15 protein-coding genes are annotated in these 15,819 nt (G+C 67.5%); 2 read left to right on the top strand and 13 right to left on the bottom strand.

From position 1 onward, the window contains the following. Window positions 1-108: 108 nt before the first annotated feature. The 6 genes from hemC to KVS69_RS00165 form a co-directional block, all read right to left on the bottom strand. On the bottom strand, window positions 109-1,020 hold the full coding sequence (hemC, locus tag KVS69_RS00190; RefSeq protein WP_217535670.1) for a hydroxymethylbilane synthase: 912 nt from the start codon (window positions 1,018-1,020) through the stop codon (window positions 109-111). Between the two features lie 17 nt (window positions 1,021-1,037). After that, window positions 1,038-1,808: a LytTR family DNA-binding domain-containing protein gene (locus KVS69_RS00185; RefSeq protein WP_176472593.1), complete on the bottom strand. Its 771-nt coding sequence runs from the start codon at window positions 1,806-1,808 to the stop codon at window positions 1,038-1,040. Further along, window positions 1,777-2,823 carry a histidine kinase gene (locus tag KVS69_RS00180; protein ID WP_068854117.1) on the bottom strand — a complete coding sequence of 349 codons (1,047 nt, stop codon included), beginning with the start codon at window positions 2,821-2,823 and terminating at the stop codon, window positions 1,777-1,779. Before KVS69_RS00180 ends, KVS69_RS00185 begins: the two co-directional genes overlap by 32 nt. A gap of 3 nt (window positions 2,824-2,826) precedes the next feature. Then, entirely contained in the window at window positions 2,827-3,501 is a 675-nt protein-coding gene (locus tag KVS69_RS00175; protein ID WP_217535669.1) for an alpha/beta fold hydrolase, read from the bottom strand. Between the two features lie 43 nt (window positions 3,502-3,544). Continuing rightward, window positions 3,545-5,449: a glucans biosynthesis glucosyltransferase MdoH gene (gene mdoH / locus KVS69_RS00170; RefSeq protein ID WP_217535668.1), complete on the bottom strand. Its 1,905-nt coding sequence runs from the start codon at window positions 5,447-5,449 to the stop codon at window positions 3,545-3,547. A 398-nt stretch (window positions 5,450-5,847) separates the two neighbouring features. Beyond that, the gene (locus tag KVS69_RS00165) at window positions 5,848-6,012 is read right to left on the bottom strand and encodes a hypothetical protein (RefSeq protein ID WP_217535666.1); all 165 of its coding nucleotides are present in this window, start codon (window positions 6,010-6,012) and stop codon (window positions 5,848-5,850) included. 211 nt (window positions 6,013-6,223) lie between these two features. Between KVS69_RS00165 and KVS69_RS00160 the strand changes: the two genes are divergently transcribed. After that, a complete protein-coding gene (locus tag KVS69_RS00160; protein WP_068854119.1) occupies window positions 6,224-6,613 on the top strand; it encodes a DUF2628 domain-containing protein in 390 nt (129 codons plus the stop codon). Window positions 6,614-6,669: 56 nt separating this feature from the next. Here the strand turns inward: KVS69_RS00160 and KVS69_RS21255 are convergent, their stop codons facing one another. Continuing rightward, on the bottom strand, window positions 6,670-9,267 hold the full coding sequence (locus KVS69_RS21255) for a methyl-accepting chemotaxis protein (protein ID WP_217535663.1): 2,598 nt from the start codon (window positions 9,265-9,267) through the stop codon (window positions 6,670-6,672). A 168-nt stretch (window positions 9,268-9,435) separates the two neighbouring features. Then, entirely contained in the window at window positions 9,436-10,890 is a 1,455-nt protein-coding gene (locus KVS69_RS00150; RefSeq protein WP_217535662.1) for a SulP family inorganic anion transporter, read from the bottom strand. A 68-nt stretch (window positions 10,891-10,958) separates the two neighbouring features. Here KVS69_RS00150 and KVS69_RS00145 point away from each other — a divergent pair, with 68 nt between their 5' ends. Next, window positions 10,959-11,243, top strand: a complete 285-nt coding sequence (locus tag KVS69_RS00145; RefSeq protein ID WP_217535661.1) for a putative quinol monooxygenase — start codon at window positions 10,959-10,961, stop codon at window positions 11,241-11,243. Here KVS69_RS00145 and KVS69_RS00140 read toward each other — a convergent pair. From KVS69_RS00140 to KVS69_RS00120, 5 genes are read right to left on the bottom strand one after another with little or no spacing between them, the layout of a single operon-like run. Next, window positions 11,237-13,186, bottom strand: coding sequence for a response regulator (locus KVS69_RS00140; protein WP_068854123.1), 1,950 nt, complete (start codon window positions 13,184-13,186; stop codon window positions 11,237-11,239). The genes KVS69_RS00145 and KVS69_RS00140 overlap by 7 nt on opposite strands. Further along, window positions 13,173-14,036: an ATP-binding protein gene (locus KVS69_RS00135; RefSeq protein ID WP_068854124.1), complete on the bottom strand. Its 864-nt coding sequence runs from the start codon at window positions 14,034-14,036 to the stop codon at window positions 13,173-13,175. Before KVS69_RS00135 ends, KVS69_RS00140 begins: the two co-directional genes overlap by 14 nt. Next, complete coding sequence (locus KVS69_RS00130; protein ID WP_217535659.1) at window positions 14,033-15,049, bottom strand: ATP-binding protein; 1,017 nt, start codon at window positions 15,047-15,049, stop codon at window positions 14,033-14,035. The genes KVS69_RS00135 and KVS69_RS00130 overlap by 4 nt, the downstream gene beginning before the upstream one ends. Next, complete coding sequence (locus tag KVS69_RS00125) at window positions 15,040-15,441, bottom strand: ATP-binding protein (protein WP_093534678.1); 402 nt, start codon at window positions 15,439-15,441, stop codon at window positions 15,040-15,042. The genes KVS69_RS00130 and KVS69_RS00125 overlap by 10 nt, the downstream gene beginning before the upstream one ends. Further along, on the bottom strand, window positions 15,438-15,818 hold the full coding sequence (locus tag KVS69_RS00120) for an STAS domain-containing protein (RefSeq protein ID WP_217535657.1): 381 nt from the start codon (window positions 15,816-15,818) through the stop codon (window positions 15,438-15,440). Before KVS69_RS00120 ends, KVS69_RS00125 begins: the two co-directional genes overlap by 4 nt. Window position 15,819: the final 1 nt, after the last annotated feature.

Below are 15,819 nucleotides of genomic sequence, written 5' to 3'. Positions count from 1 at the left end.
GTCGGGCCGTTGGCCGGACACCGCGCGCAGCGCGGCCCAACCATCCGAAACCGACCCGAACGCCGGTGGCTGCCTTCCACCGGCGTTTATCAATGATCGAAACGCGCCTCAGACGGCGATCAACTCGCCGGCGCCGCCGTCCAGCAGGCCCTGGGCCACCGCCTTCCCGAGCGCATCCGGGTCGTTGCCCGGGCCCCGCGCTTCGGCGCGGATCAGCCGCCCGTCGGCCACGCCGCCGACCAGGCCCTGCAGGAACAGATCGTCGCCCTCCCACTGCGCGTAGCCGGCCACCGGCACGTGGCAGCTGCCGTGCAGCGCGCGGTTCATGGCGCGCTCGGCTTCCACGCAGGCGCGCGTACGTGCATCGTCGAGCGCGGCGAACAGTGCCATCACCCGCGCATCGTCGCCGTTGCATTCCACCGTGACCGCGCCCTGCGCCGGCGCCGGCAACCAGTCCGGTGCAGCGAGCCGCGCCACGATGCGCGCGCCCAGCCCCAGCCGTTCCAGGCCCGCCACGGCCAGCACGATGGCGTCGTAGCCGCCGTTGTCGAGCTTGGCCAGGCGCGTGTTGACGTTGCCGCGCAGGTCCAGCAGTTCCAGGTCCGGGCGCAGCGCGCGCAGCTGGGCCTGGCGGCGCAGCGAGGAGGTGCCCACGCGCGCGCCGATCGGCAGCGCGTCCACCGAGGCGTACAGGTTGGAAATGAACCCGTCGGCGGGGTCGTGCCGGGTCAGCATGGCCGGCAGCGCGAACGGTGCGTCCAGTTCCATCGGCACGTCCTTGAGCGAGTGCACGGCGCAGTCCGCATCGCCCCGCAGCATGGCCAGCTCCAGCTCCTTCAGGAACAGGCCCTTGCCGCCGATCGCGGCCAGCGAGCGGTCCAGCACCTCGTCGCCGCGGGTGCTCATCGGCACCAGCACCACGTCCAGCCCGGGGTGGGCCTGGCGCAGGCGGTCGGCAACGTGTTCGCTCTGCCACAGGGCAAGCGGGCTCTTTCGGGTGGCGATGCGCAGGCTGGTCATGCGCCCATTATCGCCGGTTACAGGTGCTTGAGGTCCTGCTTCAGGCTCGCCACGCAGCGCCGGCTGACCTCCAGCGGGGCCTTGCCATGGCGCAGCACGGCCTGGACCTGGCCTGCGCCATTTCGTCGCAGCTCCACCAGTTCGTGGCGGGCCACCAGGCAGTTGCGGTGGATGCGCACGAAACGGCTGGCAAATTCCTCTTCCAGCGACTTCAGCGACTCCTCGATGAGGTCCTCGCCGCGCGCATGGTGCACCACCACGTACTTTTCCTCGGCCTGCATGTAGTGGATGTCGTCGATCGGGATCAGCCGCAGGCTGCCGCGCAGGCGCGCGCACAACAGCGTGCGTGCCTGCTGGCTGGGCGCGCTGGGCTGCCCGTTGCGGCCGGCCAGGAACGTCCGGGCGCGTTCCAGCGCGGCAACCAGGCGTTCACTACGTACCGGCTTCATCAGGTAATCGATGGCCGCCGCTTCGAATGCGGACAGCGCGTGCGCATCGTAGGCGGTGCAGAACACCACCGCCGGGCGCGGATCGAACGTGGCCAGGTGACGGGCGGCCTCCAGGCCGTCCAGCCCGGGCATGGCGATATCCAGCAGCACCAGGTCCGGCTGCAGCTCCGCGCAGGCATGCAGCGCCTGCTCGCCATTCTCGGCTTCGGCCACCACCTCGACCCCGGGCTGTTCGGCCAGCAGGCTGCGCAGGCGCTCGCGGGCGAGCGGCTCGTCGTCGGCGATGACAACTCTCAAGCAGGCTTCCTCACTGAACAGGCACGAAGATGTCGCAGGCATAGTAGCCGTCGTTCCATGCCCCCGTCATCCGTGCAGCCGGGCCGAACCGCCAGGCCAGGCGGTGCGCGATGTTGCGCTGCGCGTGCCCGGCGCCCTGCATCAGCGGCAGCGCACGCACGTCCGGATCGGGCGCGGGGTTCTGGATGCGGATGTGCAGCTGCGCCCCTTCGAAGGACAGCGCAATGACGATGGTGCCGCCAGCCGGCAGCCGCGAGATGCCATGCAGCACTGCATTTTCCACCAGCGGCTGCAGCACCAGGCGCGGCATCGGCAGGGTCCAAGGCAAACCGTCTGCGCGTTGCCATTCCACCTGCAGGCGCTCCCCCAGCCGCAGCGATTCGATCGACAGGTAGGCTTCGGCCAGTTCGCACTCGGCCTGCAGGGTGGAGTCGCCCTCGCCCGCCCCCAGCGCGGCACGGAACAGGTCGGACAGATCCAGCACCGCGCGCTCGGCCACTTCCGGATCACGCCGCACCAGGCTGGCGATGAGATTCATGCTGTTGAACAGAAAATGCGGGCGGATCCGCGCCTGCAGCGCATCGGCCTGCGCGCGTGCGTTGGCCACGGTCTGCGCGCTCCAGCGATCGCTCACGTAGAAGTAGCGCAACGCCAGTGCCACGATCAGCGCGGTGACCGTGGCGCAGCCCAGGGTGAACCGCCAGAAGCCGACATCCCCGGCGAAACCGCGCGCATCCAGCACCGCATACAGCGCGTGCACGATGCCCGTGCAGGCAGCAGCAATCAGGGCGGCCATGGCTACTGCCAGCGCCGAACCCAACGCTTCCGGCAGCCGCGACAAGGTCGCCCGCGCCGCGCACAGACTCACCGTGACCGCCAATGCCAGCCACAACGCCAGGCCGCTGGCCGACAGGAAATCCGCCACGCTCCATTGCCGGCTGCCGTCGGGCGACAGCGCCACCACCACCACCACCAGCTCTGCCAGCCCGAGCATCGCACCCAGCCGCGGCAGGCGGCACAGCTCGGGCAACCACAGCTGCTGGCGCGGGTCGTTCATGGCTCAGGCGGCGGCGAAGCGTGCGTCCAGCCAGTCGCCCAGCGCCTGCAGTTCTTCGGCGCAGACCTGGTGGGCCATGGAATAGGAATGCCACTCCAGCGGGAAGCCGGCTGCCGTGAGCCGCTGGGCGGTGTCGGCAGCGATCACCTGCGGGATCACCGGATCCTGCGCGCCATGGGCCATGAACACCGGCGGCCGCGCGCCATCGGCAATGGCGGCGTTGATGGCCGCTTCCGGATCCGGCAGGTAGGTGGACAGCGCGATCAGACCGGCGATGGGCCGGGTCGAGCGCAATGCGGCGCTGAGGATGATCGCCCCGCCCTGCGAGAAGCCGGCGAGCAGGATGCGCTCGACCGGAATGCCGCGCGCGACCTCCGCATCGATCAGGGCATCCAGCGCCCGTACCGAGGCATCCACACCGGAAGCATCGGCGCGCGAGCGGAAGTCCATGCTGACGATGTCATACCAGGCGCGCATGGGCACGCCGTTGTTGATGGTAATCGGCTGCACCGGGGCATGCGGAAACACGAAGCGGATCGCCGGCCAGTGCGGACGCAGCAGCTCGGGCACGATCGGGGCGAAATCATGGCCATCCGCGCCCAGGCCGTGCAGCCAGAGCACGGACCATTGCGGGTTGGCGGCGGTTTCGTTGACTACGGTTTCCAGCGCTTGCGACATCGTGCGGCTCCAGTACGTTCTGGCCGCATTATGGGGCCAGATGTCAGTGGCCGGCGCGTTGGGCAGCAGCACGGCGCAGTTCGGCGGCGCGCTGCAGGATGGTCGGCGGGGTGGTCTCTTCCGGGATTTCCATCAGGCGCAGGCGGTGCAGCAGGTCGCCGGCGCGGCGCCCGGAAGTCAACGCGACCACCGGAATGGCCAGCACCATGCCCACCACCACCGGCGCCATCCAGGCGGCCAGCGCCGGCGACACCGCATAGGCCAGCATGCCCATGAACAACCCGAACACGCTCAGGCCACCGTAGCCCTTGATCAGCGCCGGCCAGGAAATGCCGCCGTCATCGCGCTGCTGTGCATCCCAGCCCGAATCCTTGCCGGCCAGCACTTCGGCCACGCCGCGCGACTGCACGTACATCACCACCGGCGCCATCAGCGCGGCCAGCACGGTTTCCAGCAGCATCGACACGAATGCGCGGATGCCCCCGCCGCAACCGCGGCGCTCGGCCGGGTCGATCAACATCGCGATGTAGCCCAGCACCTTGGGCAGCAACAGCACCGCCATGGTGATGGCGAACATGCGGATCACCTGTGTTTCATCCTGCTGCCGCCAGTACAGGCCCGGCGACATGTGCAGCACTTCGCTGAAATCGATACCGCCCTGGAACAGCGGGATGGCAATGCCGATCAGCATCAGCATCGCCCACATCGGCGCGGTGAAGTAATGTCCGATGCCGATCATCATGTGCATGCGGCTGACCCAGTGCAGGCCACGCGAACCCACCACCTTGGCGTGCTGCAGGTTGCCCTGGCACCAGCGGCGGTCGCGCACCAGCATGTCGGTCAGGGTCGGCGGACCTTCTTCATAGCTGCCCTTGAGGTAGGGCACCATATGGGTGGCCCAGCCACCGCGACGCATCAACGCCGCCTCGACGAAATCGTGGCTCAGTACGTGGCCACCAAACGGCTGCCGGCCCGGCAACGGCGGCAGGCCGGCGTTCTCGGCAAAGGCCTCGGTACGGATCACCGCGTTATGGCCCCAGTAATTGCTTTCCGCGCCGTGCCACCATGCCACGCCCCGCCCGATCACCGGGCCGTACACGCGCCCGCCAAACTGCTGCATGCGCGCGAACAGGGTACGCCCACCGATCACCGCCGGCAGGGTCTGGATCAGGCCCACGTCCGGGTTGTGCTCCATGCCCGCCACCAGCCGCACGATGGTGTCGCCGGTCATCAGGCTGTCGGCGTCCAGGATCAGCATCTGCAGGTAACCGCCGCCAAAACGGCGCACCCAGTCGGCGATGTTGCCGGCCTTGCGGCCGCTGTTGTCGCCACGGCGCCGGTAGAACAGGCGATCATGCCCACCGACCGCGTCGCACAGCTCGGCGAACGCCTGCTCCTCGGCCGCACCGATGTCCTCGCGCCGGGTATCGCTGAGCACGAAGAAATCGAACTGCTCCAGTTGCCCGGTATCGGCCACCGACTCATAGATGGCCTGCAGGCCGGCCAGCAGGCGGCGCGGATCTTCGTTGTAGGTCGGCATCAGCAGCGCGGTGCGGGTATGCACCTGCGGCAGCGGCTGGTCCGGGTCGATGCCCAGCTTGTAGCCACGGTCGAACACGGCGGTGAGGAACCCGGCCAGGGCACCGGCAAAGGACAGCGCGATCCAGGCGAACAGCGCCACGAACAGCACCAGCAGGCAGCCTTCCAATACGGTGACGCCATTGGTAGCCAGCACCTTCCACATCATGTGGGTGGCGGCCACGGTCATGGCCGCCGTGCCGCCGAAGATGTAGAAGCGGCGCAGCGCGATCATGCGCGGCGCGGTGCGCTGGCGCGGCGTCAGCAGGCGGCCTTGGGTAAAGGTCTGTTCGGGCATGCCCATCGGGCTTTCGACGGGCAGCACCGGGCGGCCGGCATCGATCACGGCGTTGACGGCCTGCACACTCATGCGCGGCTACCCTGCGTGCGCTTCCCGCCAGTGCTGCCCTGTCCTGCAGCGGCCTGGCCGTGGCCGGCGCCCTGCTGATGTCTGTGACTACCGGAACCCACGAACTCTCCAACGGCACTGAGGCGAAAAATGCGGCCCAGCATAGGGGGCCAAATGTAAGCCGCGCGCGAAGGGGCTTTCGGGGTATTTCTCCCCATTCAGCAAACTTGCGCAAGCCCTCGAACGGGCTGATTGCGACAAACGGCCGCAGGCCTTGTGCCGTAAGACTTTCCCTATTCAGGGCGTGGGGTAACCCCTGGCAGAAGGCGCCTCAGGGCAGCCTGGGCAGGAAGGCCGGGGACAGACGCACCCGGCATGGAACTGCGCAGACCGGCGCTCAATGGGGGGATGAACCCGCTTCAGGCCGGGGTGGCGTCCACGGCCACATCGCTCTCCACCTGCGGTCGCGCCAGCGCGCGCGAACCGACATGGGAAAACTGCAGCTGTGCCAGCAGATGCTGCGCCTGGGTTGCAACCGGACACGGCAGGATGCGCGGGCCGGCTTCAGGACGCTCAGGGGACATCACAACACTCGACATGGTCTGACTCTCGATCGCTTCCAATACACCCTCGCGGCACCCATGCCGCGAGGAATGCGAACCCTATATGAATTTGTGGACGAATGTGTGACGTCGCCCACGCCGGAATGCGTCAGCACTGCCGCGCGCCCGAAAACTGGCGCTTTTCAATAGTCAGCGACTATCATGTAACCGTTTTCAACATCATAAAGTGGATATGGATTCCAACATCGCGTCATCCTTCAGCCCCAAGTGGCAGTTCCGGTTCGACTTCTTCAATGCCCACGGGGCGCCAAACTCGCCGGCCTTCAAGGCCGCCTACAAGGCGCTGCCGTTCGGGCAGAAGGTCAAGGTCAACTTCAACTTCTTCGCCCTGTTCTTCGGCTGCATCTACCTCTTCATCCTGGGCATGTGGCGCAAGGCCCTTACGATCCTGGGCCTGACCCTGGTGCTCGGCGTGGTGCTGGCATTCCTGCCCGACCCGATCGGCCGTGGCATCGCGATTGCGTGGTCGCTGTTCATTGCGCTCACCACCAACTACAACTACTACCTGGAAAAAGTGAAGGGCGACACCAGCTGGAATCCCTTCCAGGGCATGCGCTGGTAAACCCCGCAGCACGCCTCACCTGAAAAGCCCGGTCGATTGACCGGGCTTTTTGCTGCTCAGAAGGTTTCCCATTCGGTCTCGACCGCTGCCGCTGCTGCACGCATCGGGGCCCGCTTCTGGCCGACGGCCTTGCGCGGTGCCGCAGGCGCTGCAGACGGCGCAGCCGCGCCGGTGCGGAAGATCGCCACGGCCTTGCCCAGGTGCTGGGCCTGCTCTTCCATCGCCCGCGCCGCCGCGGTGGCTTCTTCCACCAGCGCCGCATTCTGCTGGGTGGTTTCGTCCATCTGGGTGATGGTCTGGTTGACCTGCTCGATGCCGGCGGACTGCTCCTTCGAGGCGGCGGAAATCTCGGCCATGATGTCGTTGACCCGGCGCACGCCGGTAACGATCTCTTCCATGGTGCGCCCGGCGGTCTGCACCAGCGCCGAGCCCTCGGCGACCTGCTCCACCGAATCGTCGATCAACTGCTTGATCTCTTTCGCCGCACCGGCTGAACGCTGCGCCAGCGCGCGCACTTCCGAGGCCACCACCGCAAAGCCGCGGCCCTGCTCACCGGCGCGCGCCGCTTCCACGGCGGCGTTGAGCGCCAGGATGTTGGTCTGGAAGGCGATCCCATCGATCACCGAGATGATCTCGGCGATGCGCTTGGACGCGGCCTCGATCCCGGCCATGGTAGTCACCACCTGGCCCACCACCTGCCCGCCCTGTTCGGCCACGTTGGCGGCACCGGCGGCCAGCTGGTTGGCCTGCACGGCGTGGTCGGCGTTCTGGCGCACGGTGGAGGTCAGTTCCTCCATCGACGCGGCGGTTTCCTCTAGGCTCGCGGCCTGCTGTTCGGTACGGCGCGACAGATCGCTGTTGCCCGAGGCGATTTCGCCCGCCGCCAGGTTGATGCTGTCGGTCGCCTGCTGGATACGGCCGACGATGTCGGTCAGCTGGGTCACGGTGGTATCGGCATCGTCGCGCATCTGCGCGAACACGCCATGGAACTGGCCGTGCATGCGCGCGGTGAGGTCACCGGCGGCGATCGCGCGCAGCAGCGCGGAGATCTGCTGCAGGTTGTCGTCGCTCACCTGCATCATGGTGTTGAGGTTTTCGACCATGGCGCGGAAGTCATGGTCGAAGCGCACTCCGTCGCCGCGCTGGCTGAAATCGCCGCGCGCGGCGGCACCGGCCAGGTCGCGGATCTGGGTATTGATCGCGCGCAGGTTGGCCTTGGTGGTGTCCATCGCATCGGTGAACACGGCCTGGTCGCCGGGCAGGCGGTCCATGTCCTGCGACAGATCGCCTACCGCATAGCGCTGCATCACCTCGACCAGGCGACGGGTGACGGCAATGTTGGCGCCCACCAGCTGGTTGGTGTCTTCGACCATGCGTCCGTACGCGCCCGGGAAGGCCTGCGCGTCCATGCGATAGCCGAGTTCGCCGGCTTCATGGCGTTGCGCCATCTCGCCCTGCGCGGCCATCACCGCGCGCAGCTGGCCGCGCATGCGCTGCATGGATTCCAGCAGGCGGCCAACTTCGTCGTCGCGTGGCGGCGGCAGCGGCGTGTCCAGGCGGCCTTCGGCCACGTCCGCCGAGAGCCGCACGGCATCGGCAAGCGGGCGGATCGCCTGGCGGCGCAGCAGCACGTACACGCTGGCGCTGAGCACCAGCGCCGCGCCCAGGCCAACGCCGAGGATGATCCACAGCAGCGAGCGCGCCTGTTCGGTGATCAGCGCATACGGCACGATCACGCCCAGCGCGAACCGCTCTTCGCTGCCACCGATGCGCAGCGGCACATACGCCTTCACGTTGCCTGCGGCATCCGGAGTGAACGCTTCGAAACGCTGGTCACGCGCCACGGCTGCAAGGACCTGCGCAGTGACGGCATCGTCGCGGCGCTGGCCGATCTGCCCGGCATCCTGCGCGGCCAGCACGATGCCGCCGGGCGAGATGAGTTCGACGTGGCCCTGGCCCATCGGGCGCAGCGCCGCCAGACGCTCCTGCAGCGCGGCCAGGCCGAAGTCCACGGTGACCGCGCCCAGGAACTGGCCGTTGTCGAGCACCGGGGTCGACAGCGTGGTCATCAGCACCTGCCTGCCGCCGATCTCATAACGGTACGGCTCGCTCACGGCCTGCCGCTTGAGCTCACGCGGGCGCAGGTACCAGTCACCATCGCCGGGGACGTCATAGCCCTTGAGTACATCCTGCACCGGCGCGCCATCCTGCCAGGCCCAGTAGCTCATGAAGCGGCCGGTGGCATCGTGGGCTTCGGCACCGACGAAGTCGGCGTCCCTGCCATCGAAGGCCTGCGGTTCCCACAGCGTGCCCAGGCCCACCCATTCCGGGTGCGACTGCAGCTGCTGGTGCAGCACCTGTGCGGCGGTCGCGCGCGACAGGGTGGCAGCGCGGTGCTGCACCACCAGGCTGTCGGCCAGTGCCTGGCTGGTGGAAAACGCGGCGGCCAGGTCGGCACCGACCCGGCGCGATTCGGCCTCGGCCTGGCTTTCCATGGTCCGCCGCGAGGATTCGAGCAGCGCCTGGCTGGCTTCGCGGTAACTGAGGGCGGCGGTCACGCCGAAGCAGAGCATGGCGATCAGCGCGGTTCCCAGCATCAGCCGGTTGGCGATGCTGCCGGGGCGCTTGGAAGCGGACGGGCGGGACGTGGACATGGGGGTGTTCCAGGCAGGAGTACAGAACAGCGCGCGCCCGAGGGCACCGCTACTACGTCACGCAGTCCATTGCGGCCCGCCCGGCAAGGTGCAACGCACATGCAGGTCGGGTCATACGCTGGTAGCGGCCCTGTGCTGGAGATGTTGAGCGCCGGATCCTGACCGGGTTCAGTGAGGCGTGCGGCCACCCAGCCGCTCCACCAACGTCTGGCTGGCGGCATTGAGTCCGATCACCTCGACCTGCGCCCCATGCCCGCGCAGTTTGAGGGTAACCCTGTCCAGTGCGCCAACCGCACTCAGGTCCCAGAAGTGCGCCTGGCTGAGGTCGATCCGTACCCGCGCCGGCACTTCCTGGTAATCAAAGCTCTCGCCGAACTGCCCCGCCGAAGCGAAGAACACCTGCCCGGTCGCCGTGTAAGTACGGACTCCGTCGTCGTCGGTGTGGTCGGTGACGACCAGCAGCCGACCCACCTTGCGCGCGAAGAACAACGCCGACAGCAGCACTCCGGTCAGCACGCCCTTGGCCAGGTCGTGGGTGGCAACGGTCACCACGACGGTGGCCACCATAACCACCGAGGAGCTCATGGGGTGCACGCGGAACTCGGCAAAGGAACGCCAGTGGAAGGTCCCGATGCTGACCATGATCATCACCGCCACCAACGCGGCCATGGGAATCTGCCGCACCCAGTCGTGCCCGTACACCACCAGCAGCAACAGCAGCACGCCTGCCACCAGGCAGGACAACCGGCCACGCCCGCCGGAGGATACATTGATGACCGACTGCCCGATCATCGCGCAGCCACCCATGCCGCCGAACAGGCCAGCGGTGATGTTGGCCAGGCCCTGGCCGGCGCACTCACGGTTGCGCTGGCTCGGGGTGTCGGTCATGTCCTCGACGATCTGCGCGGTCATCATCGACTCCAGCAGGCCCACCACCGCGAGGGTTGCCGAGACCGGCAGCAGCAGCGCCAGCGTGTCCCACGTCATCGGCACATCGGGGAACAGGAACGTGGGCAGGCTGTCGGGCAGTGCGCCCATGTCGCCCACGGTCCGCACTTCCCAGTGCAGCCCGATCGACAGCGCGGTCAGCACCACGATGGCCACCAGCGGCGACGGCACTGCGCGGGTCAACCGCGGCAGCAGGTAGATGATGGCCAGCCCCGCCGCGCACACCGCCCACACCTGCCACGAGCGCCCGATCAGCTCGGGCATCTGTGCCAGGAAAATCAGGATGGCCAGTGCGTTGACGAAGCCGGTGATCACCGAACGCGACACGAACCGCATCAGCGCGCCCAGCTTCAGTGCGCCGGCGATGATCTGCAGCAGGCCGGCCAGGATCGTCGCGGCCAGCAGATACTGCAGGCCGTGGTCCTTCACCAGGTCCACCATCACCAGCGCCATTGCGCCGGTGGCCGCCGAGATCATGCCTGGCCGGCCGCCTGCGATGGCGGTGACCACGGCGATGCAGAACGACGCATACAGGCCCACCTTGGGGTCCACGCCGGCAATGATCGAGAAGGCAATGGCTTCAGGAATCAGCGCCAAGGCGACCACGGTGCCCGAAAGCAGGTCGCCACGGATGTTGCCGAGCCACTGCTGGCGCGGGGGATAGGAGACAGACATGGGGGGCCAGGCGCCAGAACGGCGCGCAGGATACCATCGACCCTCCCTCGAGCAGCAGGAAGGCATCCATGTACGGTCTGATCGGAAAGATGAACATCGCTCCCGGCGAGCGCGACGCGGTCATCGCGATCCTGCTGGAGGGCACCCAGGCCATGCCGGGATGCCGGAGCTACGTGGTGGCCAAGGATCCCGCCAATGCCGACGCGATCTGGATCACTGAAGTCTGGGACAGCGCTGAACTCCACCACGCCTCGCTGGCGCTGCCGGGCGTGCAGCAGGCCATTGCCCGCGCACGCCCGCACATCACCGGTTTCGGCGAACGGTTCGAAACCGAACCAGTGGCAGGTTACTGACGGGGGCCGAACATCGCGCCAACGCTGTGCAGCAGTTCGTGCACGCTGAACGGCTTGGGCAGCAGCGACATGCCCTCGCCCAGGAACTCGTTGCGCACGGCGGCACTTTCCGTATAGCCGGTGATGAACAGCACCGGCAAGCTCGGGCGCAACGCGCGCGCGGCATCGGCCAGGTCGCGACCGTTCATGCCGGGCAGGCCGACGTCGGACAACAACAGATCCACGGCCCGCGCTGAATGCAGCTCCAGCAGCGCCTGCTGCGCGTTGGTGGCTTCCACGACCTGGTAGCCGACCTCGAGCAGCATCTCGCGCACCATCATCCGCACCGAATCGGTGTCGTCCACCAGCAGGATGCGTTCGGCATGGCCGCGCTGCACCTGCACCTGCGCCGTGGACGCAGACGCCATCTCGACCTGTTGCTGCCCCTCGGGCAACAGCAGTTCGATCTCGGCACCTTCCCCCTGCTCGCTGGCAATACGGGCGCTGCCGCCGGACTGGCGCGCGAAGCCGTAGGTCATCGACAGGCCCAGGCCGGTGCCTTCGCCCTGCGGCTTGGTGGTGAAGAACGGTTCGAACACCTTGTTGATCAGGTCCAGTGGAATGCCGGTTCCGTTGTCGATCACCTTGATGGTGATGTAGTTGCCCGGCGACAGCTCGTGGTCACGCTCGACCCTCGCGCGGCCCGCGCGGATGCGGATCAGGCCCTGGCCGGCCAGCGCATCGCGCGCGTTGATGACCAGGTTGAGCATGACGTTCTCGAACTGGTTGGGATCGGCCATGGCCACCAGCGGTTCGGCGCCCAGCTCCAGTTCCAGTTCGATGTTCTCGCCGATCGAGCGCCGCAGCATGTCTTCCAGCGAGCGTACGCGGGCAACCACGTCGAACGTCTGCGGATCCAGCGGCTGCTTGCGGGCAAAGGCCAGCATGCGCTGGGTCAGCGCCGCGGCGCGGTGTGCCGAGGCGGTGGCGATGTCGACGTAACGGCTTGCCTTGTCCCACTTGCCGCTGCTGGCGGCCATCTCGATCATGTCCAGGCCGGAGATGATGGTGGTCAGCAGGTTGTTGAAATCATGCGCGATACCCCCGGTCAGCTGGCCGAGCGAATCCATCTTCTGGGCCTGCATCAGCTCCATTTCGGTGCGCTCGCGCTCGGCGATCTGGAAGGCCAGCTCGCTGTTGGCGCTCTCCAGTTCCTGGCGCTGCTCCAGTTCGCGCACGTGGCGCTCGGTGATGTCTTCGACCAGCACCAGGCCGAGGCCAGGAGCGCTGTAGGGCGTCACCCGCCACTCGGTCATGCGCCGGTTGCCCTGCACTTGCAGGGCAAAGGTGCCCTGCCAACGCTCACCTTCGGCCAGCGCCACCTTCAACGCGCTCATCGGCCCGAACTGGTGGTCCAGCAAGGCCTCGATCCGGCCCGGCCCCAGGTCCTCTCCAAGCAGGCGCTTGAAGGCATCGTTGGCTTCATGCACCTGCAGCTGCGCATCCAGGACGGTGATCGGTGCATTGATCTGGCGGAAGATCTCGCCGAAACGCGCTTCGGCGTCGCGCAATGCGTCTTCGGCGCGGCGCGCACGCAGCAGGCTGCGCAGCGTGGCCAGCAGCACGTCCGGATCCACCGGGTGCACCAGGTAGGCATCGGCACCGGCGTTGAGGCCGGTGATGAGGTCCCCGGTGGCGATCGAGGCGGCCGAGACATGCACAACCGGCAACAGCTGCATGCGCGGGTCTTCGCGCAGCTGGCGCACCACGTCGAAACCGCTCATGTCGGGCAGGTTGACGTCCAGCACCAGCGCACCGAAATCCTGCGTGTTGAGCTGGACCAGGCCGTCGGTGCCGGTGCCGGCTTCTTCCACGCGGAACCCGTGGTGTTCCAGCACCCGGCGCACCGAATAGCGGGTGGCCGCGTTGTCGTCGACGATCAGGATCCGGTCACGCGTCGGCATCAGCGGTCTCCTCGGCAGCCAGCTTCAGCGGCAGCTTCACATGGAACTCCGAACCGACGCCCAGTTCGCTGGTCACCCCCACCTCGCCACCCAGCAGCTCGGCAAAGCGCTTGCACAGCGACAAGCCCAGGCCGGTGCCGCGCAGACGCTTCTGCAGCGGCGTGTCCACCTGGACGAAATCCTCGAACAGGGTAGGCAGCAGGTCCTGCGGAATGCCGATGCCGGTGTCGCGCACGCTGAAGCACACCGAATGCGCGTCGACCAGCTTGGCCGACACCACCACCTGGCCGTTGGGCGTGAACTTGAGCGCATTGGAAATGAAGTTGCGCAGGATCTGCGCCAGCTTCTTGTCATCGGTGTACAGCAGGGGCAACGCTGGCGGATCTTCGAACACCAGGTCCACCCGGTTCTCTTCGATGAGCGGCCGGAACATGCCGCGCAGCGCCGCGAACAGGTCCATCAGGTCGAACCAGGCCGGCGAAATGGTGATCCGGCCCGCTTCTATCTTGGCCAGGTCCAGCAGGTCGTCGACCATTTCGCGCAGCTCGGCCGCCGAGCCGCTGATGAAGCGCACCTGGCGGCGCTGCTCCTCGGTCAGCGGGCCGTCCATGCCGTCTTCCAGCAGCCGGGTCATGCTCAGTATCGAGCCCAGCGGCGTGCGGAACTCATGGCTCATGTAAGACAGGAACCGGCTCTTGAGCTCGGAGACCTCGCGCAGCTGCTCGGCCTGCTGGTCCAGTTCGGCGTACAGGGCCAGCACGCCCTGGTTGGTTTCCTCCAGCTCCGCGCGCAGGGCATCGGCCTGCGTGCGCAGCTGGACGATTTCCTGTTCGGGGGGAAGCGCGTTCAATGCAGGTCTCCGAGCCGCAGGGCGATGATGCCGGTGTCGTCGCGGCCACGATCGAAATCGCGCTGCAGCACCGCCACTATAAGCGCCGGGTGGCGATGGAACAGGCCGGGGTAGTCGCGCAGGCTCCAACGCGCCTGCAATCCATCACTGTGCATGAGCAGCAGCGTGCCTGCCGGCGCGTGAAAATGGAATGGTTGCGCCTTGCGGAACTGCACCCCGACGATGCCCGGGTGCGAGGCCATGCCACGGGTCGTGGTCGCCTCGTGCAGGCCCGCCGAAATGTTGCCGATGCCGGCAAACTGGACCGCGCCGCTGGCAACGTCCACGCTGGCAACCGCCGTGGCCCCGCCGCGGGTACCGGACATGCCGGCATGCATCGCCGCGATCAGGTCCGCCGGTGCAACCGCCCCGCGCGCGGCTGCGACCGCCACGCCGGCCTGGGCGGCATCGGCCGCCGGCAGCCCGTGCCCGAGGCCATCGATCAGCGTCACGGCCACCGACTGGGCATCGGCACGCAGGTGCCAGGCGTCGCCGCAGGCCACCTCATGGCGCATGGCCAGGCGCAGCGCACCGTAGGGCACGTCCACGTCGCGGGCAACGCGGCTGGCGTAGACGCGCGCCATCACCACGCAACCCTTGTCGTCGGACCAGGCATCGAGCACGGTGGCCTGGCGCCGTATTGCGCCGAGGCCCAAACCCTGCGTACCGCCGGTCGAATAGCCGTCAGGCAGGGACTGCGCCAGCGAGAAGCCCGGCCCGGCATCGAGGGTGCACAGTTCGATGCCCTCACCGCCGCGACCGCACACCACTGACAGGTACATGCGCCCGCCGCGTCCGTGCTTGATCACATTGGTCGCCAGCTCGGTGGCGGCCAGGGCCACCCGGCCAGCATCCATTTCATCGAAGCCGATGCCATCGGCCATGGCCAGCGCTTCGCGCCGGGCCTGCCCTACCTGCGAGACCTCTTCCACCACCACGACCCGGGTAACGCGGCCAGAGAAATTCAGATCCATTTGGTGATGGCAACCCGGGTGCCCTTGCCGGGTTCGCTCTCCAGTTCGAACTGGTCCACCAGCCGGCGCGAGCCGGACAGGCCCAGCCCCATGCCGCTGCCGGAGGTCCAGCCATCGGTCAGGGCCTGGGCGATATCGGGAATGCCGGGACCGTTGTCGGAGAACACCAGGCGCAGCCCGCGGCGGATGCCGCTGTCCACCACTTCCCATTCCATGCTGCCACCGCCGCCATAGATCACCGCGTTGCGGGCCAGTTCGCTGGCGGCAGTGACCAGTTTGGTCTGGTCGATGAGCCGCATCCTGCATGCCACGGCCGCCTGCCGGGCAGCCTGGCGGGCCAGCACCACGTCCTGCTCGACGCGGATCGGCAAGGATCCACTGACGGCGGTCATGGCGCCTCTTCGTCGGGTTGCTGCAGCAGGTCCATGCGCAGCAGGTCCATGCCACGTTCGACATTCAGCGCGGTGCGGACCCCGGTCAGGGTCAGGCCCAGCTCAACCAGCGTGATCGCCACGGCCGGCTGCATGCCCACCACCACCGTGGTGGCATCCATGATCCGGGCCAGTGACGAAATGGTGGAAATCATCCGGCCAATGAAGGAATCGACGATATCCAACGCGGAAATGTCGATCAACACGCCGCGCGCAGAGATCTTTTGAATACGTTCGGTCAGGTCGTCCTGCAGGGTCAGCGCAAGCTGGTCATGCATGTCCACCTGGATGGTCACCAGCAGCAGATTGCCCATCTGCAGGATCGGGATGCGGTCCATT

The sequence above is a fragment of the Stenotrophomonas sp. GbtcB23 genome (assembly GCF_019091045.1).
Lineage (GTDB): Bacteria > Pseudomonadota > Gammaproteobacteria > Xanthomonadales > Xanthomonadaceae > Stenotrophomonas > Stenotrophomonas rhizophila_A.
The sequence above is the reverse complement of the archived record's forward strand: the minus strand, read 5'-3'. Positions and strand labels throughout refer to the sequence as shown.

Coding starts and splice junctions, on each gene's coding strand:
- KVS69_RS00160 (WP_068854119.1), top strand. CDS start 6,224: ATGGATTCCAACATCGCGTCATCCTTCAGCCCCAAGTGGCAGTTCCGG.
- KVS69_RS00165 (WP_217535666.1), bottom strand. CDS start 6,012: ATGTCCCCTGAGCGTCCTGAAGCCGGCCCGCGCATCCTGCCGTGTCCG.
- KVS69_RS00125 (WP_093534678.1), bottom strand. CDS start 15,441: ATGACCGCCGTCAGTGGATCCTTGCCGATCCGCGTCGAGCAGGACGTG.
- KVS69_RS00145 (WP_217535661.1), top strand. CDS start 10,959: ATGTACGGTCTGATCGGAAAGATGAACATCGCTCCCGGCGAGCGCGAC.
- KVS69_RS00180 (WP_068854117.1), bottom strand. CDS start 2,823: ATGAACGACCCGCGCCAGCAGCTGTGGTTGCCCGAGCTGTGCCGCCTG.
- mdoH (WP_217535668.1), bottom strand. CDS start 5,449: ATGAGTGTGCAGGCCGTCAACGCCGTGATCGATGCCGGCCGCCCGGTG.
- KVS69_RS00185 (WP_176472593.1), bottom strand. CDS start 1,808: ATGCCTGCGACATCTTCGTGCCTGTTCAGTGAGGAAGCCTGCTTGAGA.
- KVS69_RS00140 (WP_068854123.1), bottom strand. CDS start 13,186: ATGCCGACGCGTGACCGGATCCTGATCGTCGACGACAACGCGGCCACC.
- KVS69_RS21255 (WP_217535663.1), bottom strand. CDS start 9,267: ATGTCCACGTCCCGCCCGTCCGCTTCCAAGCGCCCCGGCAGCATCGCC.
- hemC (WP_217535670.1), bottom strand. CDS start 1,020: ATGACCAGCCTGCGCATCGCCACCCGAAAGAGCCCGCTTGCCCTGTGG.
- KVS69_RS00150 (WP_217535662.1), bottom strand. CDS start 10,890: ATGTCTGTCTCCTATCCCCCGCGCCAGCAGTGGCTCGGCAACATCCGT.
- KVS69_RS00120 (WP_217535657.1), bottom strand. CDS start 15,818: ATGGACCGCATCCCGATCCTGCAGATGGGCAATCTGCTGCTGGTGACC.
- KVS69_RS00175 (WP_217535669.1), bottom strand. CDS start 3,501: ATGTCGCAAGCGCTGGAAACCGTAGTCAACGAAACCGCCGCCAACCCG.
- KVS69_RS00130 (WP_217535659.1), bottom strand. CDS start 15,049: ATGGATCTGAATTTCTCTGGCCGCGTTACCCGGGTCGTGGTGGTGGAA.